This window comes from Colwellia sp. BRX8-5, from assembly GCF_014077325.1.
GTDB lineage: Bacteria > Pseudomonadota > Gammaproteobacteria > Enterobacterales > Alteromonadaceae > Colwellia_A.
This window is the reverse complement of the sequence record NZ_JACGVR010000004.1, coordinates 99,446-118,900: the sequence shown is the minus strand read 5'-3', so window position 1 is coordinate 118,900 and position 19,455 is coordinate 99,446. Positions and strand designations below refer to the sequence as shown.

22 protein-coding genes are annotated in these 19,455 nt (G+C 38.5%); 19 read left to right on the top strand and 3 right to left on the bottom strand.

Features of this window, described 5'->3' with window-relative positions; translation table 11 throughout:
* Positions 1 to 19 precede the first annotated feature (19 nt).
* Complete coding sequence (locus tag H4J62_RS04520; RefSeq protein ID WP_182217993.1) at positions 20 to 805, bottom strand: TSUP family transporter; 786 nt, start codon at positions 803 to 805, stop codon at positions 20 to 22.
* Between the two features lie 449 nt (positions 806 to 1,254).
* Here H4J62_RS04520 and H4J62_RS04515 point away from each other — a divergent pair, with 449 nt between their 5' ends.
* The 13 genes from H4J62_RS04515 (at position 1,255) to H4J62_RS04455 (ending at position 12,210) form a co-directional block, all read left to right on the top strand.
* Positions 1,255 to 2,037, top strand: a complete 783-nt coding sequence (locus tag H4J62_RS04515; protein ID WP_070374085.1) for a DUF3450 domain-containing protein — start codon at positions 1,255 to 1,257, stop codon at positions 2,035 to 2,037.
* On the top strand, positions 2,037 to 3,380 hold the full coding sequence (locus H4J62_RS04510; RefSeq protein ID WP_070374084.1) for a MotA/TolQ/ExbB proton channel family protein: 1,344 nt from the start codon (positions 2,037 to 2,039) through the stop codon (positions 3,378 to 3,380). The genes H4J62_RS04515 and H4J62_RS04510 overlap by 1 nt, the downstream gene beginning before the upstream one ends.
* Complete coding sequence (locus tag H4J62_RS04505) at positions 3,380 to 3,904, top strand: MotA/TolQ/ExbB proton channel family protein (RefSeq protein ID WP_146798594.1); 525 nt, start codon at positions 3,380 to 3,382, stop codon at positions 3,902 to 3,904. The genes H4J62_RS04510 and H4J62_RS04505 overlap by 1 nt, the downstream gene beginning before the upstream one ends.
* 12 nt (positions 3,905 to 3,916) lie before the next feature.
* On the top strand, positions 3,917 to 4,318 hold the full coding sequence (locus tag H4J62_RS04500; protein WP_070374082.1) for a biopolymer transporter ExbD: 402 nt from the start codon (positions 3,917 to 3,919) through the stop codon (positions 4,316 to 4,318).
* A 3-nt stretch (positions 4,319 to 4,321) separates the two neighbouring features.
* Complete coding sequence (locus H4J62_RS04495; RefSeq protein WP_070374081.1) at positions 4,322 to 4,936, top strand: energy transducer TonB; 615 nt, start codon at positions 4,322 to 4,324, stop codon at positions 4,934 to 4,936.
* A gap of 5 nt (positions 4,937 to 4,941) precedes the next feature.
* Complete coding sequence (locus H4J62_RS04490; protein ID WP_182217991.1) at positions 4,942 to 6,213, top strand: lipopolysaccharide assembly protein LapB; 1,272 nt, start codon at positions 4,942 to 4,944, stop codon at positions 6,211 to 6,213.
* Positions 6,214 to 6,795: 582 nt separating this feature from the next.
* Positions 6,796 to 7,257: a hypothetical protein gene (locus H4J62_RS04485; protein ID WP_182217989.1), complete on the top strand. Its 462-nt coding sequence runs from the start codon at positions 6,796 to 6,798 to the stop codon at positions 7,255 to 7,257.
* Positions 7,254 to 7,550, top strand: coding sequence for a transcriptional regulator (locus H4J62_RS04480; RefSeq protein ID WP_182217987.1), 297 nt, complete (start codon positions 7,254 to 7,256; stop codon positions 7,548 to 7,550). The genes H4J62_RS04485 and H4J62_RS04480 overlap by 4 nt, the downstream gene beginning before the upstream one ends.
* Positions 7,551 to 8,386: 836 nt before the next feature.
* Positions 8,387 to 8,548, top strand: coding sequence for a hypothetical protein (locus H4J62_RS04475; protein WP_182221648.1), 162 nt, complete (start codon positions 8,387 to 8,389; stop codon positions 8,546 to 8,548).
* Between the two features lie 38 nt (positions 8,549 to 8,586).
* Positions 8,587 to 8,979 (top strand): response regulator, encoded by a 393-nt coding sequence (locus H4J62_RS04470; RefSeq protein ID WP_182217985.1) that lies wholly within the window; start codon positions 8,587 to 8,589, stop codon positions 8,977 to 8,979.
* Positions 8,980 to 9,031: 52 nt separating this feature from the next.
* Positions 9,032 to 9,586: an adenine phosphoribosyltransferase gene (gene apt / locus H4J62_RS04465; RefSeq protein WP_220465244.1), complete on the top strand. Its 555-nt coding sequence runs from the start codon at positions 9,032 to 9,034 to the stop codon at positions 9,584 to 9,586.
* 8 nt (positions 9,587 to 9,594) lie between these two features.
* Positions 9,595 to 11,817 (top strand): DNA polymerase III subunit gamma/tau, encoded by a 2,223-nt coding sequence (dnaX, locus tag H4J62_RS04460; protein ID WP_182217982.1) that lies wholly within the window; start codon positions 9,595 to 9,597, stop codon positions 11,815 to 11,817.
* Between the two features lie 63 nt (positions 11,818 to 11,880).
* On the top strand, positions 11,881 to 12,210 hold the full coding sequence (locus H4J62_RS04455; RefSeq protein ID WP_146798582.1) for a YbaB/EbfC family nucleoid-associated protein: 330 nt from the start codon (positions 11,881 to 11,883) through the stop codon (positions 12,208 to 12,210).
* A gap of 255 nt (positions 12,211 to 12,465) precedes the next feature.
* Here the strand turns inward: H4J62_RS04455 and H4J62_RS04450 are convergent, their stop codons facing one another.
* Positions 12,466 to 12,822, bottom strand: coding sequence for a winged helix-turn-helix transcriptional regulator (locus H4J62_RS04450; protein WP_404842393.1), 357 nt, complete (start codon positions 12,820 to 12,822; stop codon positions 12,466 to 12,468).
* Positions 12,823 to 12,958: 136 nt separating this feature from the next.
* On the opposite strand from H4J62_RS04450, the gene H4J62_RS04445 reads away from it, so the two are divergent.
* The 4 genes from H4J62_RS04445 to H4J62_RS04430 all read left to right on the top strand — a co-directional run bounded on the left by H4J62_RS04445 (position 12,959) and on the right by H4J62_RS04430 (position 17,703).
* On the top strand, positions 12,959 to 14,290 hold the full coding sequence (locus tag H4J62_RS04445; RefSeq protein WP_182217979.1) for an aldehyde dehydrogenase: 1,332 nt from the start codon (positions 12,959 to 12,961) through the stop codon (positions 14,288 to 14,290).
* A 79-nt stretch (positions 14,291 to 14,369) separates the two neighbouring features.
* On the top strand, positions 14,370 to 15,155 hold the full coding sequence (locus H4J62_RS04440; RefSeq protein WP_182217977.1) for a 2OG-Fe(II) oxygenase: 786 nt from the start codon (positions 14,370 to 14,372) through the stop codon (positions 15,153 to 15,155).
* A gap of 218 nt (positions 15,156 to 15,373) precedes the next feature.
* Entirely contained in the window at positions 15,374 to 16,573 is a 1,200-nt protein-coding gene (gene gltS / locus H4J62_RS04435; protein WP_182217975.1) for a sodium/glutamate symporter, read from the top strand.
* 107 nt (positions 16,574 to 16,680) lie between these two features.
* Positions 16,681 to 17,703 (top strand): phospholipase A, encoded by a 1,023-nt coding sequence (locus tag H4J62_RS04430; RefSeq protein ID WP_259364953.1) that lies wholly within the window; start codon positions 16,681 to 16,683, stop codon positions 17,701 to 17,703.
* A gap of 59 nt (positions 17,704 to 17,762) precedes the next feature.
* Here H4J62_RS04430 and H4J62_RS04425 read toward each other — a convergent pair whose 3' ends face one another.
* Entirely contained in the window at positions 17,763 to 18,191 is a 429-nt protein-coding gene (locus tag H4J62_RS04425; RefSeq protein WP_182217973.1) for an organic hydroperoxide resistance protein, read from the bottom strand.
* A gap of 110 nt (positions 18,192 to 18,301) precedes the next feature.
* On the opposite strand from H4J62_RS04425, the gene H4J62_RS04420 reads away from it, so the two are divergent.
* Together H4J62_RS04420 and H4J62_RS04415 are read left to right on the top strand one after the other, a co-directional pair.
* Positions 18,302 to 18,742, top strand: coding sequence for a MarR family winged helix-turn-helix transcriptional regulator (locus tag H4J62_RS04420; protein ID WP_182217971.1), 441 nt, complete (start codon positions 18,302 to 18,304; stop codon positions 18,740 to 18,742).
* 72 nt (positions 18,743 to 18,814) lie between these two features.
* On the top strand, positions 18,815 to 19,447 hold the full coding sequence (locus H4J62_RS04415) for a TetR/AcrR family transcriptional regulator (RefSeq protein ID WP_182217969.1): 633 nt from the start codon (positions 18,815 to 18,817) through the stop codon (positions 19,445 to 19,447).
* Positions 19,448 to 19,455: the final 8 nt, after the last annotated feature.

The window sequence follows — 19,455 nt, the reverse complement described above, 5'->3', positions numbered from 1 at the left end:
TGACGACCTCTTGACCTTGTTATTGAGTGAACCACGCATGATAAGTTAAATTTGCTGACATAGAAATAACGACGATGATGAAAACAGGACGAATAAAGCGGTTACCAAACTTTATTGCCCAATGTGCACCCACAGCAGCACCTAGCATGATAAATATACCCATCGAAATACCGATAATAAAATTAACATAACCAAAATAAATAAAGGTTAATAAACTACAGAAATTACTGACAAAATTAGTTGAACGCGCCAATCCGCAGCTCAGTAATATGTTTATTTTGTAGAGTGCACTTGAGGATGCGGTCCAAAATGCCCCGGTTCCAGGGCCGGCGAAGCCATCGTAAAATCCTAAGAGTAAACCCTGAATACTTTGGGTGATTTTTAAACGAAAAGTTAACGCAGGTAGGCCCTTTAACTCAGTGACAATGGTTTTAGAAAACAGGGTGTAAATGGCAGTGATAACGATAACAATAGGAATAAATTTTTCTAGAAAATCACCTGACAAATAGCCAACAGCAAACGTGCCCGCAACAGCACCTATCGCCGTATATAAAATAGATAAACGCCAAAATTTGGGATCAAATAGCTTTTTACGATAAAAAGTCACTGAAGCGGTTAATGAACCAAAAGTAGCGGCAAGCTTATTGGTACCTAAAGCAAGATGTGGTGGTAAACCGGCCGAGAGTAATGTTGGAACAGTTAGCATACCACCACCGCCAGCTATTGCATCAATGAGCCCTGCGATAAATCCAATGGCACATAAAGTAAACCAAATTTCAAAATTAAAAGTTGAATCTATAAACATAAATAAATATAGGTAAATTAGTGCTATAGGCGAATAGTAGCACGGTTTTAATCTTTAAATATGTCAAATTACCAACCTTTTTTTTATAAATATTATCAATATTTCAATAAATAAATTTGACTTAGTACGAATGAATTAGTAAAACTAATAGGAGCAAATATATTTACAGAAAATTGTGTTTGTTTAGTCGCCTAATTTATTCAGAAAGTTACTGCAAATCACTTACGATTTTTTTAACTTAATGTTTATTTTTTGTAACGAAACCAGCAAATTTATGTAATTTGCTGGTAATTAGCAGCCTTTTTTATGTACCTAGTTGACAGCAACGCTGTCGTCTGGGAGTATTGCATTGTTTTATTCTAGAGAAATAAAAACTTAAAATGGCAGATTATTAAATTTGCGTTAACATCTCCATGTTATCCACATTCAATAGCAATTGGTTGGGAACTATGTCCAAATTTAGCAACAAGAAAAGCCTTATCGCTTCGACGATAATTGGCGCACTAGCATTAACAGCAAGCAACTTCGCTTCTGCAGATGCATTATCAGAACTACAAAAAGCAGAAGCTAGCACTTTTCAAGCTTCTAAAAAATCACAACAAAAAATCAATAGTATTTATGAACAAACTATTGAGCTTTTAGGTGAATATCGTTTAACTGTTGATGAAGCTGAAACTTTATCTCAATACAATGATCACATTCAATTGATGGTTAATGACCAACTTGCGAATATCAAATCTTTAGAAGATCAGATCGCTGGTATTGACAAAACTAAACAAGGTATCGTTCCTCTTATGTATAAGATGATTGATACGTTAGACAAGTTTGTAGCGTTAGATATTCCTGTGAATATTGAAAACCGTAAAGAGCGCGTTGCTAACTTACGTGACGTGCTAGGCGCTTCTGATATTTCGGTATCTGAACAGTTTCGTTTAGTACTTGAAGCTTACGAAATTGAAGCAAACTACGGTACTGTTTTTGCAGCTTACCAAGGTGAGCTTGATTTAGGCGACCGTACAATTACTGCTGACTTCGTTCATATGGGCCGTGTAGCTCTAGTTGCTCAATCACTAGACATGAAAAATGTTTGGGTTTGGAACAATGAAACACGCGGTTGGGAAGCATTAGGCGATGAATACTTAAAGCCTACTAAAGATGCAATCGCTATGGCGCGTAACCAATTACCAAAAGATTTAACTAAATTACCAGTATTTGCAGCGGGAGCGAAATAATGAGAAAAATTATTAATTTTGTAATGCTTGCTGCGTCAATGACTGTAGCAACTTCAGCCGTAGCTAATGACTTGGATGATTTATTAAAGCAAGTTAAAAACGATCGAATTTCTGAAGGCAAGCTTGATAAAGCGCGCGAAGCAGAGTTCACTTCAGCTCGTGCAGACAAGCAAGCACTTTTGAATAAAGCTAAGAAAGAATTAGCTAATCAAAATACACGTAACGACCGTTTAACTAAAGAATATGCTGCTAACGATATTACTATCGCGCAACGTTCAGTTGAATTAGACAACGCTAAAGGTACTCTTGGCGAAATGTTTGGTGTTACTCGTGCTGCTGCCGCTGATGCTTACGGTCAAATCGTAACATCAATTGTAAGTGCTGAATTTCCTGGACGTGGCGCAACATTAGATGTTATTGCCAACTCTAAGAAAATACCTGAACTTGAGCAACTTGAAGAGTTATGGATTGCTTTACAAACTGAAATGACTCAATCGGGTAAAATTTCACAGTTTAGCGCTGAAGTAACAAGCTTAGATGGTTCAACCTCTACGCAAACTGTTACACGTATTGGTACTTTTAACTTAGTATCTGCTGACGGTTTCTTAAACTACAATGATGAAGTTGGTCAAATTCAACCTTTGGCTAAACAGCCAGCGGGTTATATTTCTAGCACAGCTTCTGATTTCTTTGGTGAAACTTCTGGCTATCATCCTCTATACGTAGATCCTTCACGTGGCGGTATCTTAGCCCTTGAAACTCGTAAGAAAGTTCTTATGGAGTTCTACCATGAAGGTGGCACTGTTGGTTATGCAATCACAGTATTACTTGTTATTGGTTTCTTAATTGCTTTAGAGCGTATGATTTTCTTAACGACTATTAGCTCTCGCATCAAGACTCAAGAAAAGAATATTGAACAGCCTAATGATAACAATCCACTAGGACGTTTAATCAAGGTTTATCACGAAAACAAAAATGTTGACGCTGAAACACTTGAACTTAAACTTGATGAAGCTATTTTACGCGAAACACCGAAAATCGATCGCGGTATCAACTTAATCAAAATGTTTGCTGCTATTGCTCCATTAATGGGTCTATTAGGTACAGTAATCGGTATGATTATGACTTTCCAAACGATTACATTGTTTGGTACAGGCGACCCGAAAATAATGGCTGGTGATATCTCTCTTGCACTTGTAACAACTGCATTAGGTCTAATTTGTGCATTACCACTTATCTTAATCCACAGCGTTGTTGCGGGTAAAAGTAAGTCAGTATTGCAAAAGCTTGATGAGCAAAGCGCAGGATTAATTGCTGCCATTGCTGAGAAGGAGTCTAAATAATGTTATTCCTGATAGAGCTTTGGGAATCTGTCAGGAGTTTTATTGCGACAGGTGGTAACGTATTATATGTTGTTGCCTTCGCTCTCTTACTGATGTGGGTAATGATGATTGAACGCTACTGGTTCTTATCAAGAATTTATCCTGCAATGAAAGACGATATCGTCAATCGTTGGGATGCACGCCAAGATACTACATCTTGGTATGCCCATCGGATTAGAGATACTTGGATCTCCGAAGCGACAGAATTACTAGAGCAACGTATGCTCACAATTAGAACCTTAGTGGCAATGTGTCCACTGATTGGATTGCTAGGTACAGTCACCGGTATGATTGGTGTGTTTGAGACAATGGCTCAACAAGGTACAGGTAATCCGCGTCTGATGGCTGCTGGTATATCAATGGCTACTATCCCGACAATGGCGGGAATGGTTGCTGCGTTATCAGGAGTGTTTTTCAGTACAAGGTTAGACGCTAAAGTTAAACTAGCAAAGGCTAAACTGATTGACAGTTTACCTCATCACTAGAGAGATATTCGAATGGCACGTAAACGTATTCGTGAAGACGAAGAAGCAGTAATTGATATGACACCGATGCTAGACATCGTATTTATCATGCTGATCTTCTTCATAGTAACCACTTCATTTGTAAAAGAAGCTGGTATTGAAGTTAACAAACCTAAAGCCGCTAACCAAAGTAAGCAAAAATCAGCTAACATCTTTATTGCTGTTAGAGAAAATGGCGAAATTTGGTTAGATAAACGTCGCGTTGATGTCGAACGTGTTGCTGCTAACATTGAAAAATTATTAGCAGAGCAACCAACTGATGTTGTTATCATTCAAGCAGACAAAGATGCAAAACATGGCATAGTTGTTAAAGTGATGGATGCGATTAAAGATGCAGGTATAGATAGAATTTCTATTGCTGCAGCGAAGGGGTAGTCTATGGTTCGCTTTTTAGTTTCATTACTACTAGGCGCAGCGGTTACTTTTGCACTATTTTCTTTTATGGCTTTTCTTGTTTCAAGTGGTGACATGACGAAACAAGATCCATTAGATAATATTATTGTAGAAGTTAATACTACGCCGCCTAAGTCAGCAGCAGAACGTCGACAGCGTGTACCGCCGCCGCCGCCACCGCCGCCAAAAACGCCACCTAAGCCTCAAGCTCCAGAGCCTGAAGCTAATAACAACTCAGGTGGACTAACGTTTAATATGCCTAGTGTGCAATTATCTGGTGCTAATTCAGGTATGTCTGCTCCGGGAGCTGGTTTTGGACGTGACGGTGATGCATCGCCAATCGTACGTATTGACCCTAAGTATCCACAGCAAGCCGCTCGTGATGGTAAAGAAGGCTGGGTTAAGCTTTCATTTACCATTACCGAACTTGGTGGTGTTGAAGATGTTGAAGTCATCGATTCAGAACCGAAACGTATATTTGACAGAGAGGCTAAACGCGCTTTGAAAAAATGGCGTTACAAGCCAAAAGTTGTTGACGGTGTTGCTCAACGTCGTCCTGGTTTAACGGTACAACTAGACTTTAGTATGAATAAGGAGTAATCAGAATGAATAAGATTTTTATATCTATATTGATCATAGGTTCAGTAACGATTGCTCATTTGCCTTTATCTCCTGTAGCTTATGCTATAGGGGAAGAACAGAGCGAGAGACAAGAGCGTAAAACACAGCTTGTTGGTCCAACTGTTGGTAAAAAGGTAGCCAAAGCTTTTGAAGCTTACGGCGTTGAAGCTGAAGATGGTTCTAACATCGATAATGCTCTGACTTTGCTTTTAGAAATAAATGCAAAAAAAGATTATGATATTGCCTTTTTAGATCGTTTTATTGGCGTGATGTATGCGCAGAAAAGTGATGAAAAGAATGCAATTATCTACCTTAATAAAGCACTTGCACCTGATATCTTAAATGAGAAAGAGCATGCCGACTCACTGAAACTAGTGGGTGACTTGCAGATGCAAGTACAAGGTTATAAAGAAGCGCTTGTTGCTTATGATGCTTGGATGAAATTTACAGGGGAAACTGATGGTAATGTTTGGATCAAAATAGCTCAGGCTAATTTAGAACTAAAAGAATACGCTAAGGTTATTCCTGCTGCCGATAATGCTATCGCGGTTTTTGGTGATAAGAAAAACCAAAACCCACATGTTCTTAAATTAAACTCTTATTATGAACGTAAGATGTTTAAAGAATGTGTTGAAGTTTTAGAAACAGCAGTGCAATTATTCCCTGAAGTTAAACTATTTTGGACTCAGTTAGCCTCGTTTTATGCGATGGTTGAAGATTATCCAAAAAGTTTACAGACATTGGATCTAGCTTATAAGCAAGGCTATCTTGATAAAGAAAACGAAATTAAGATGCTTGCTAACTTGTATGCTCAAAGTCAAATTCCACATAAAGCAGCTGTTTTAATGGAAAAGTATATTGATTCGGGCGTTGTACCTCGTGATGACAAAAACCTCTTTACTTTAGCTAACAGCTGGCATGCTGCTCAGCATATAGGTAAAGCTGCTGCTTACTACGGTGAATTAGCCAAAATGACTAATTTATCTAAGCATTACAGCAAGCAAGGTATGTTGTTAAATCAAGATGAGCAATTTGCTAAAGCGATAGTTGCTTTAAAGAAAGCCATCGAGATTGGTGTTAGTAACGAAGGTCGCTTGAACCAAAGTATTGCAGAATCATACTTTTATCTTGAAAATTATAAGCAAGCCAATGTTTATGTACAAAAAGCATTAAAAGACCCTAAGTCACGTAGAACGGCTAAAGGTTGGGTTACTTATATCAAAGATACCGCAGCACGTAAGAACGTTTCTATTTAACTTCTTTTGTCTTTGCGTTAAAAACCAGCCTTATGGCTGGTTTTTTTATCGCTAAAATTCCTTCAATTCAAAAGATACTTCGTTAAATTTAGTTGATTATCCTTGATAAATTTTTAGACTGACCGCCTCATTAAAATAATTGAGCCCTTGTATAGTGTGAAAGCACATAATGTTTAAGACTACCAATCACTAAATGAGATTGGCTTCTAATGATCACTTTTGCCATAAAAAAGAGCTTTCCTAACACCCTAAATCAGCACCAAAAAGGTCTTCTCTGATACGTTAGCTGACCTTACACAAATTCAATTTCAATACTTAACCTGTGATTGTTGGCATAAATAATTTGATGCAACGAGGCCAATTTTTTATCATAAAACAAGAAAAACATTACACATCCTGTGATGTTGAATATGCTATTGGTCAACACAATTACTTGACCACTTCAGTTGAAAACAGACTAAACTTAGATGTGCTTTCTCGAGATATAAACTGAATACTTTCCAACACGGAAAGAAATAACTTTCCAAGATGGAAAGTTTTGTGTATATTACTTTCCGATACGGAAACTAATGAGTAATGATTATGAACAATAATAGAAAGCAAATAAATTCAGAAGAAGCTAAAGCTGCAATTAAATCTATTAAAAAATTTGAAAATTCTTCGTTACAACACGCCATACCTTCATCCTGGTTTGGGATAGCAATGTCAATAGTCGTAGGGCTTTTAGTGTTTTTAATTGGGGCGGGACTCCGTGATTACTATTTTTTTCCAATTATAGCTTTACCATTAATCATCGCTATACATCGTAGTAAAATGAAAGTATCACCTCGGACGACAACAAGCAAAAAGACTCTCATTGCACTTGTCGGCTTAATAGGATTAATGTTTGGATTAATATTCGCTGGAATCTTTGTTCGCTCGTTATATGGCACAATGATAGGGCCAATTATTTGTAGTTTAATAGCGACCTTTACCATTTATTGGATAAGTGTTTCTGAACGTAATGAACATAAAAATAAAATTGACCAGGATATAGGTTCGTGAATATCGCACAGTTTGACAGTATTATTCATGCCCCTAATCGGCTTCAGATTTGCTCGCTGTTAGTACCTATTGAAGATGCAGAATTTCAGTTAATTCGAGACCAATTGGGAGTTAGCGATTCAGTTCTTTCAAAACACGTCAAACAACTAGAGGATGCTGGGTACGTGAAACAACGTAAAGAAAAAGTTAACGGTAGGCTACGTACATGGTTGTATTTAACTGAAGCAGGTAGAAGAGCATTTGAAGGACACGTGGCAGAATTGATGCGTATTGTTCAAGTTTCCGACTTATAAGAATTATAGTCACTTGGGAAATATTTACTTACGAAAAACTACCGATTATTCTTTTCGTGCGACAAAAAAATGTGGATTAAGCGCTTTAGTAAAACACTAATAATGTCAGCTTTTAGCTGTTAAATACTATAAATCTCCCGTGGTTTTCATCTGTCTATGTTTTGTTGCCAGACGGTGACGAGGGGAGGAAGTAGATTTAAATGTATGAAAACCTGCCTTATTTTGAATATTCGCTGCATATAACAATTCGAGTTGGTGATAAGTATGATATATGGTCAAGGTTAGAACCTACTTTGCCGAGTGATATATTTGGTTTTATTAAGCTGCTCGTAGCCACGATTATTTTCTCGGCTGTAATAGGTCCCCTGATATCTATCTTCTTATTTTAGGGGGATGTGATTTACTAAGGGACTTGTAATAAATTGATTTAATATGTCATTAGTTGATATGACTATAAACTCAATCTTTTGATTTTAGGTAACAAATCAAATTCTCTTATATTAATGAATTTCGAGTGAAACAATATAATAAAATTGCCCCTAATATGTTCATGACTTCGCAATAGCCTAATGTCAGCTTATGGCTAATCAGTGACCTAAAGAACAAACCATAGTTAATGTCAGGAATGCGCACAAAGTGATCCTAAATATTCCGGTTTATCTCAAGTATTATGACTGAACAGTCGTCTTTTCAAAAAGCCATCTTAACTGCATCCTCTTAAAAACGACCAAGTGTAAATGAGACTAATATCAATCATTATGCCTAGCCACAAAGGCCATGATTTATCATTGATCTAGATCAACTTTTACTAGAAATAAATCTTGTTGTCGGCTAGAATGCGCGCTGAATATTTTCAAGTTAACGAGATCAACATGTCACACGGCGAAGACTTCAAAGACAGCTCATCTATATTTCATTTATTAGCAGCGATTATTGTATTAGTTTCAGCGCCACTTTTGCCTATGGTAATGGGTTGGTTCACTCTGCTTTCAAATTAGTATTTTCTCGTTTAATTAAAATAAGAAGTATTAATACTATGGTTATATTACTCGCTGATGATAAGCAGAACGTTTTAGATTTTATTACCCCGTTACTCGAACAACAGGGTCATATCGTTGAAACTGCAGGCAATGGTTTAGCTGCCTTTGAAAAGGCGCAACAGCAGCATTTTGACCTATATATTATTGACCATCTTATGCCTTTTATGAACGGTATTCAGTTAAGTAAAAACCTTCAAAAAAAACCTTTTACCGTTAACACTCCTATAATTTTCATGACAACTCAAAACACTACTGATGTCATCGCTTTAACTCGTTCACTCCATTTTCAAGCCATTATTGCCAAGCCTATTAATGAAAACAGTTTGTTAAATGCAGTAAATGAAATAAATCAATTAAATAATACCAATACAAGTCGTTATTCACTGTAAATCATCGTACTTTTGCTTTATTCTTTAGCCATGATAAATTTTTACTTTTGATATGCTAACGATGACCGATACAGAACTCTCTCTTTTACAAAACTCTATTCACGCCGTACCTGATTATCCTAAACCAGGCATTTTATTTCGTGATATTACCGGCTTACTTGACGATCCGGCTGCTTACCAGTTAACCATAGATTTATTTGCTGCTAAATATAAAGATTCTGGCTTTACTAAGATTCTTGGTACTGAAGCTCGTGGCTTTTTTTTTGGTGCACCTTTGGCATTAGCGCTTGGTATTAGCTTTATTCCTGTCCGCAAACCAGGCAAGTTGCCAAGAGCGACAATTAGCCAAAGTTACCAACTTGAATATGGAACAGACACCTTAGAAATTCATCAAGATGCACTAACCGCAGATGATAAAGTTTTGATAGTTGATGATCTACTTGCCACTGGTGGCACTGTTGAAGCAACATTCATGCTTGCTAAAAAGCTTGGTGCAGAAGTTACAGATGCTGCATTTGTTATTTCATTACCTGATTTAGGCGGTGAAAAACGTTTAACAGATCTTGGCTTATCGATTTATTCTTTACTGCAATATAACGGCGATTAGGCAGTCATATGAGTTATCAAGTATTAGCACGTAAATGGCGCCCTAAAAAGTTCACAGAATTAGTGGGCCAAGAGCATGTTGTCACTGTACTAGTTAACGCACTAGAGCAGCAACGTCTTCATCATGCCTATTTATTTACCGGTACTCGTGGTGTCGGTAAAACAACGATAGCTCGAATTTTTGCTAAAAGCTTGAACTGTGAACAAGGGATAACTTCAACGCCTTGCGGTGTTTGTGATACATGCCAAGATATTGACCAGGGCCGTTTTATCGATTTACTTGAAATTGATGCGGCTTCTAAAACAAAGGTTGATGATACGCGTGAAATACTTGATAACGTTCAATATGCACCGACACGTGGCCGTTATAAAGTTTATTTAATTGATGAAGTACATATGTTGTCTCGTAGTAGCTTTAATGCGTTATTAAAAACGCTTGAAGAGCCACCTGAACATGTGAAGTTCATTTTAGCGACCACAGATCCTCAAAAGCTACCGGTAACCGTGTTATCTCGTTGCTTACAATTTCACTTAAAAGCATTAACCGTCGGCCAAATTGAGCAAAAGACTCAGCAAATTCTTACCGCTGAAAACGTCTCAGTTGAACCCGGTGCTTTAACCTTATTAGCTAAAGCCGCTCGCGGCAGTATGCGTGATTGTTTAAGTTTAACCGACCAAAGTATCGCCCAAGGGCAGGGAAGTATTACTCTCGCCAATGTTCAACAGATGTTGGGCGGTGTCGATCAAAATTGGGTTTTTAAAATACTGATAAGCTTATTAAAGCAAGATCCTAAAGCACTGATGCTGCTTTCACTCGATATAGCCTCATACGCACCTAATTACAGCCGCTTAACCGCAGAGCTTATTCAGTTACTCCATCAAGTTGCTATGACGCAAGTTGTTGGTCAACACTTTGATTTGTCGCCTGAGCATAACCAATTGGTTGATAAGTTCAGTAAAGCAATGAGTGCTGAAGATATTCAACTTTATTATCAAATAGTGCTCAATGGCCGTAAAGACTTACCTTATGCGTCTGATGAACAAGCAGCCTTTGATATGCTTTTACTGAGATTATTAGCATTTACACCAATCAAAAATAGCGAAAGTTTACCCGATACTCAGGTCAGTCAAACCAGCGACTTTGACGATGTAAGCTTTGCTAAAAGCAATATTAATAAACCTGATAATTTTGTTGCGTCTTCTTTAGTTGAGCAGCCCCTAGTCGAGCAACCATCAGTTGATCAGCCTATAGCCGATTTAGCTGAAAGTAGACCAAACCTTATAACGGGTAATGCTTCGCCAGTAACAACAAGTCCTTTAGAAGAACAATCTATTATTACTTCGCCTGAGTACTCAGCTGTACCCGAAGCGCCCTTAGAGCAAGAGCATCCTGCGATGTCTCCCTCTATAGACTCAGCTGAAGAAAGTAGACCTAACCTTATAACGGGCAATGCTTCGCCAGCAACAGCAAGCCCTTTAGAAGAACAATCTATGATTACTGCGCCTGAGTACTTTGCTGTACCCGATGCGCCCTCAGAGCAAGTGCATCCTGCGATGCCTCCCTCTATAGATTTAGCTGAAATAGCCCCAAATATCGATACGCCTACTTCTCAATCGCCTATAGAAAAAGCTATAGCGACCCGGAACATGTTACGTAGTCGAAAAAAAGGGTTGGAAAATAGCGCAAAAAAGTCAAATGACGCTAAAGGGCGTCAAGACACAAAGAGTCCAGATGTTCTTGAAGCAATAACTCAAGAAGAGCCTCGTTCAGATGTTCCTGCATTAACATCTATTTCTGAGCAAGCTTTTGATGTTAGTGCGATAGATCCAGCAAAAATACGCTCTGCTAATCAAGTCGACAAATGGGCAAATATGATTGACGCCATGTCGTTAACAGGGCGACTGCGTCAATTGGCAATACATGCAACCGTTGATGAAAGGTCTACCGACGATTTATTGCTACTTAACTTGAATCAAGCGACTAAACATTTAAACAGTGATGTTGCTCATAAAAAGTTAGAACAATGTATCTCTGATTTTTTACAACGAAAAATTACGGTAGAATTGACAATTGTCGATGAGACCTCTCATGATCCGTATCAAATTCAATCACATATTAATGATAAACGTTATGACTATGCGAAAGAATTATTACAAAATGATGAAATCATTATTGGTTTGAAAACTCACTTTCAAGCACAATTAGATGAAAATTCGATTGTAGCATTGTAACTGCTACTTGATATTTGTCGCGTTAAGATCTATCTTTGGCGGCAACAGAACTTTGGAGAAAAAATTATGATGAAAGGTGGCATGGGCAACTTAATGAAACAAGCCCAACAAATGCAAGATAAAATGGCTAAAGCTCAAGAAGAATTAGCTAAAATGGAAGTTATTGGTGAGTCAGGTGCTGGCATGGTTAAAGTGACTATGACAGGCGGACACAGTGTTCGACGTGTTGAAATTGACGACAGCTTAATGGCAGACGATAAAGATATGCTTGAAGATTTAGTTTCAGCCGCGTTTAACGATGCCGTTCGTCGCGTTGAAGCACAAAATAAAGAAAAAATGGGCGCTCTAACAGGTGGTATGCAGTTACCTCCTGGGATGAAAATGCCTTTTTAAGCTTTACTCTTAATAAAAATGGCACCTTTAAGGTGCCATTTTTGTTTAGGCAAGGATTTAAGATAACACTCAAATAGATTCTTTAACGTTTTGGCACGTCGTTTATAATAGAGTTTCAATAAACTGTCGGTTTAGTGCGTTTTGGAGCATTCTGTTTATTAGTCCCAGGCCCAGGTTAAAGCATAGCGCCGTCTATTTTTCCATATAAAGGGCTATAATTTACTGTAATGCCGTGGCAACTGCGCCGCTTTATAGTTAAATATTGTTTGCTTGTGTCCAATCTTTGAGCTTTTCTAAAATATCTAATGCGGTACGGCCAAAGTCGGTGATTTCATACGCGACGGCAATAGGACGATCGCTAATAACTTCACGCGTTACTAAGCCTTGAACTTCTAATTCTTTAAGGCGTTGATCAACCATCTTTTTACTTGCGCCCCCTAACATGCGAGATAATTCGTTAAAGCGTACGGGCCCATCTTTTAAATGCCAAAGGATAGAGGCTTTCCACTTCCCCCCTAAAACGCGCATACCTCGCTCAATCAGACAGGGTTCTTCACAGCTTTGTGAATTTATTTTTTTTACGTTACTTGTTGTTTTTATTGTTTTTGTAATCATTATTCTATTTTTATCTTAGTGGTTACTAAAAGTATACTGGTTGCTTTAATTAACCACTCTAGCATAATGTGAGTATATAACCAATTTACTCTCTCGATGCATTAATGTTAATGCAATCTTAGGAAACTATTTTATGCCAAAACTTATCTCATACGATCCAATTAATAGAGCGCCTTTAGGCGAAGTCCCTGTTACTCAAGCCCCACAAATGGCAGCGGTTGTGTTACGTGCAAAGCAAGCACAAAAAGCTTGGTCAGCACTGTCTCTTGAACAACGCCAACAAAGTGTAAACAAGGCCTATAAAGGGCTGGCTATGGTTGAAGACGAACTGGCATTATTAATTAGCCAAGAAATGGGCAAAGATCACCGAAGAGCAAGTTATGAAGTGGCTGGCACCGTTCAGAACGCCTCTTATTTTACTGAAGAAATAGTGCAAGCGCTCAAAAGTGAGGCGATAACAAACAATGCACAAATGCAATATCGCCCCTTAGGTGTAGTTGCGGTTATATCGCCTTGGAATTATCCACTGGCCATGGCGAATAACTTGCTATTACCTGCATTAATTGCTGGTAATAGCGTGGTGTTAAAGCCATCAGATGAAACACCTTTGGTTGCTGAACTTTTTGTTAATACACTCAATAAATTATTACCTGAAAACGTATTACAAATAGTGCACGGTAATGCAGATACCGGCAAAGCTTTAGTTGAAGCCGATATTAATATGGTCGCCTTTACCGGTTCACTCGCGGCTGGCAAGCATATTATGGCAAGTGCAGCAGCAGGGCTTAAACGCTTAGTTATGGAGTTGGGTGGTAACGATCCGCTTATTGTGATGGCAAACGCAGATATTAACAAAGCGGTACAATTTGCTGTTGCAAGTTCTTTTGAAAATGCCGGGCAAATGTGTACGTCTACCGAACGCATTTATGTTGATGAGCAAATCGCCGATGAATTCGAGCAGAAAGTTACTGCTTTAGCTAATCGTTATCAAGTGGGCGCTTGGGATCAAAAACATGTCAACTTTGGCCCGATTGTTAATCCTAAGCAGCATGCTCATGTTTTATCGCAACTTAAAGATGCACACGCTAAAGGTGCAAAATTTTTATTAGGGACACATCACTATGAGTTGCCTTATATACAGCCTACTGTTGTTACTGGTATTACCGCTAATATGCTTTTAGAGCAAGATGAAACCTTTGGTCCTGTGGTGGCTATTAGTCGCTTTAATGAGTTGTCTGAAGCAGTTGAACGAGCCAATGCCAGCTCATATGGTTTAGGTGCTGTGGTTTTTGGTCATGATGGTGCTAATAAGGTTGCAGAGCAAATGGAAGCGGGGATGGTCGCTATTAATCAAGGCGCTGGAGGCCTTGGACCTTGGGTTGGGGCGAAACAAAGTGGTTTTGGTTTTCATGGCACGGCAGCTGGTCATCGCCAGTTTACCCAGTTACGCATTATCAACCAATAGCAATACACTATGGTCAGCACAACCCTTTAACTAAGCAAATGCGTTAAGGCCAGTATACCCATTATTAAAAGAGTAAAATATGAAACAAACAATAGACACAAACACTGACTTTTTTGTCGCCGCATTAGAAGCCGGCGCAGAGCACCCGGCTTTACCTGCATGGGGGAACCGTCAGGTTAATCCTGCTAATTTGAGCAAAGATTTTGATATCAGTCATATTGAACGTCGAGAACTGATAGAGGTGCCTGGAGCATTTCAATTATTGAATGTCTTGAGCAAAGATGAGTGTGCGCAGCTTATCGATATTAGTGAACAATTAGGTTTCTTGCCAGATGCTGCCGTTTCTTTGCCGCGCAGTGTTCGACACAATGACAGTTTAACCTGGATAGTTGATGAACAAACTGATGGCACTATTTGGCAACGTATTGCGCATTTAATGGACGACCGACAGGCTATTTTTGGTGGTCGTAAAGCGTTGGGGATCAATGCACGTTTTAGATTCTATCGTTATAACCCTGCTGACTACTTTAAGCCTCATTCTGATGGCTCTTGGCCGGGTAGTCGCATTATTGGTGACGAGCTAGTCACTAATGCTTATTCTGACCGATATAGTGAAATGACTTTTTTAATCTTATTAAGTGAAGACTTTCAAGGTGGAGAGACACGTTTTTTAGTGAATGCTGATGATCCCAACCAGCCAGCATCAAGAAATGACAGGGTTAATAATGTCGATGTTCGAACCCCAGTAGGCGGTATATTATGCTTTCCTCATGGTATGCATCCTTTACAATGTATTCATAGCTCTCTACCTATTACTGAGGGGATTAAATATATCATTCGCAGTGATGTTTTATTTGAATTATAAGTGTTTCTCAATGGCCAAGTCGCTTTATATTTACGTGTGTAAAAAGTGCTTTGTCGTCGGTAGAGCAAATCTAATAACTTTTAAGGTGACTGCTTATTGAACACGTAAAGAATATCAGTCAATATAGCTGAGATATTTTGTCAGATGAGCATTAGCCTTATTGACGCGCTTATTTTTAGTCTTGCCATGGATAGAAAAAGTATAATTGGATATACCTTATGATTGAAATGCCCTTTGATAATTATATGTCTTACACTATAGGTATAGTGGTATTTTTTATGGGTGTGTATTTAACAAAAAATATTAAGTTTCTCCGAGATTTTAATATTCCAGAGCCAGTCACGGGGGGCTTGCTGGCTGCTTTATTTATCTATGCAGTCTATATTTTCACGGGTAGCGAAATAGCGTTTGACTTATCAACCCGAGATCGACTGTTAGTCTATTTTTTTACCGCTATTGGGCTCAACGCTAGGTTTTCTGATTTAGTTAAAGGGGGAAAACCTCTGCTGATATTATTAGTATTAACCCTGTCTTTTATTGTGATCCAGAATGTTGTTGGCATAACCAGCGCAATACTTCTTGATTTACCATCAACCATTGGCGTGTTGGCTGGCTCGGTTTCTTTAATTGGCGGTCATGGCACAGCAATAGCTTGGGCTCCCGATGCTGTTGAACTTGGAGTACCTAATGCTCTTGAAATAGGTGTTGCAGCTGCTACGCTTGGACTTGTTGTAGCGAGTTTAGTTGGTGGACCTATTGCTAAATATTTATTGGCTAAGTATCAGCTTTCAAGTGAATCAACAGCAAAGCCTTCTATCGGTATTGCTTATCATAAAACGGATACAGAGTCCTTTAGCCACCTGAGTTTTATGGCGGTATTACTGGTTATTCATATTTGTATCATTATTGGTTTTTTTGCCAATAAGATGTTTATGGAGATGGGTTTAAAATTACCGCTTTTTGTGACTTGCCTGTTAGCAGGAATTTTACTGTCCAACACGGTTCCTCATCTCTTACCTAAATTACATTGGCCCGCTAGAACTCGCTCATTGGCCATCGTTTCTGACTTTTCATTGAGCCTATTTTTAACTATGTCACTGATGAGTATGCAACTTTGGACCCTAGCTGATTTAGCCGGACCATTATTTATAATTTTAGGTGTACAGACCTGTGTTGCGGTGTTATTTATTATTTATATTTTATTTCCATTAATGGGGCGAAACTATCAAGCCGCTGTTTTAAGTGCCGGCTTTGGTGGTTTTGCGCTGGGGGCAACACCAACCGCTATTGCGAATATGACGGCGGTGACTAAAGCGCATGGCGCTGCACCAATGGCTTTCATTATATTACCTTTGGTCGGTGCATTTTTTGTTGATATTACTAATGCCTTTATCATCAGGATAGCCCTAAATTTTTAAAGCGCATTGACTTTGCCTACATCGAGAAAGTTTAGCGTTAGCGACTTATTGGCTTTTAAAACGGCTGTAACTGTTCGCTTTGTTTGTCTACTTAAAGGAATACTCTAATGAAAAATCCGCTGCCATTGGCATTTATATTAATTTTTGTTTCGACATACGTAAGTGCTAAGCAAGATAAAGCGTCATGCGTCATGAAGTTGTTTACCCTTGGCGCTGAATCGATGACGCTTGGCGAAATTAGATCTGTTTGTGCTAGCCAAGAAAATGATATCACTAGACAACAAAAAAAGACCGAGCAAACAGAATTACAGAGTAGAACAGGCGGTATTACCGATAGAATAAAACGTGAGAAAATGACTGAGTTTGAACCTTATGTGCTTACTCCTCATAGAATGAATTTTGTATTGCCAGCAATGACAACAAATAAAGTGAACAAGCAAGCATATAGATCCTTTGAAGGGTATGAAGACAACTTAGAAAATGTTGAAGCAAAATTTCAACTAAGCCTTAAAGTCCCCTTAAATTATGACAAAATATTTATAGAAGGCGATGGGCTTTACGCAGCTTTTACCTTAAGTGCCTGGTGGCAAATTTATGCGAGTGGCATTTCTAAACCCTTTCGAGAAACAAATTATCAGCCAGAAATATTCTATCTTGCACCGCTTAACTGGCATCCGTTTGGAGGTAATACGGGCTTTATTGTCGGGGTAGAGCACGAATCTAACGGGCGAGCACAAGACTTATCACGTAGTTGGAATCGTATTTACACACATATCCTTTTTGAGAAAGAAAAATTTGCGCTATCGATTAAACCTTGGATAAGGTTATCTGAGAAGGAAAAAACTTTTGCTTTAGATCCCGACGGAGACGATAACCCTGATATCGAAGATTACATGGGTAACTTTGAGTTAAGCATGGCCTATAAATGGCGTGACTATGAATTCAATTTCAAAGGTCGACAAAATTTCAGTAGTCATTACGGCGCTGCTGAGCTTGGTTTTACTTTTCCGCTGTGGGGTAAACTAAGGGGCTACGCAATGGTGTTTACTGGTTATGGTGAAAGCCTTATCGATTATAACTATAGTCAAACTAGGTTTGGTATTGGCATCTCACTCAGTGATATTTTATAGCAAAAAAACACGCGCTTTATTTTATAAAGGCGTGCTTTATTGTCAAACTATGTCGGATATTAAATTACTGAAAGTACGACTTCAATGTTACCACGTGTCGCATTTGAGTAAGGGCACACAAGATGCGCTTTATCTACCATTGTTTGCGCTTGTGCTTTATCCATATCACCTAATGATATCGCTAATTTTACCGCAATACCAAAACCACCTTCAATAGCACCAATAGAGACTTCTGAATTAATATAAGTTTCGCTCGGCAAACTGATTTTTTCTTCACCAGCAACAAATTTAAGTGCACCAATAAAACAAGCAGCATAACCAGCAGCGAATAATTGCTCAGGGTTTGTACCTTGTCCATCATCTCCACCTAAACCTTTTGGCGTAGATAAGGTTATGTCTAAGCGACCATCATCAGATTTTGCTGTACCTGCGCGGCCACCCGTTGCTGTTGCTTTTGCTGTGTAAGCAATGTTTTCTAATACGTTCATAATAAACTCCAAGTCATTAATATTTACTTTGTATGCAAAATATATAGGAAACAAATACTGATTGCAAATACTTTGTATGCAAATTAAAATGTAACCTTCAGGAGAGTATTATGTCATTTGATCAATTAAAACTTAAAAACCAGCTTTGCCATCGATTATATATGGCATCAAACAGTATTGTTCGCGCTTACCGTGAGCCACTAAGCGAACTCAATATTACTTACCCCCAATATGTGGTCATGATGGCATTGTGGGAGCATGACAAAATAACTATTGCTGAGCTTTTAGATAAAACCATGATTGATGGTGGGGCGATGACACAAATTTTAAAGAAAATGGTTGATAAGCGCCTTCTAGAAATAATTAAAGACGACAACGACAAGCGCAAGCGCCTAGTGCAATTAACACAACAAGGGCAAGAATTAAAAATAAAGGCTGCAAGTATTCCTAATACAATCAGTTGCAAATTTACCCATATTAACAGCACACAAGCCAGCCAACTTATGGAATTACTCGACCTAGTAGTCAATGATTTAGCGATAAAAACATAACAAAATGTAAATAAACCACCAGTTAAAATAATAATACTCGCATTAACTAGACGATCGGTCTATTATTAATAAATGAATATTCCAGCAATTAAAGCACGCCGCGGTAGACCGCCCAAAGTAGCGCGTGAAAATCAAGATACCAAAGCGGAGTTAATTCGCAGTGGTCTAGAACAACTCACTGAAAATGGCTTTGCCTCTTCAGGAATTGATCAGATCTTAAAGAAAGTGGCTGTACCCAAAGGATCTTTTTATCATTATTTTGCCAGCAAAGAAGCTTTTGGTCAGGCGGTCATTGAAAACTACGCTAATTATTTTGCTAACAAGTTAGATGCATGTTTGTTGGATGAAGCATTTCCTCCTTTAACACGTATTAGTCATTTCGTTGAAAGCGCCAAAGTAGGCATGGTCCGCTATCAATTTAAGCGTGGTTGTTTAATCGGCAATCTAGGCCAAGAAATTGATTTACTTCCTGAAAGTTTTAGACAGCAATTGATTGATATATTCCTTTGTTGGCAGCATCGCTTGGCTACATGTCTCAGAGCAGCACAAAAGCAAGGTCAAATCTCACCAAACGCAGATTGCGATCGACTGGCTGAATACTTTTGGATGGGTTGGGAAGGCGCGGTTAGTAGAGCAAAGCTAGTTCAAAATACTTCACCCTTAGATAATTACCTGAATTTTTACATAGTCGGTTTACCCCGATAATTTTTTCA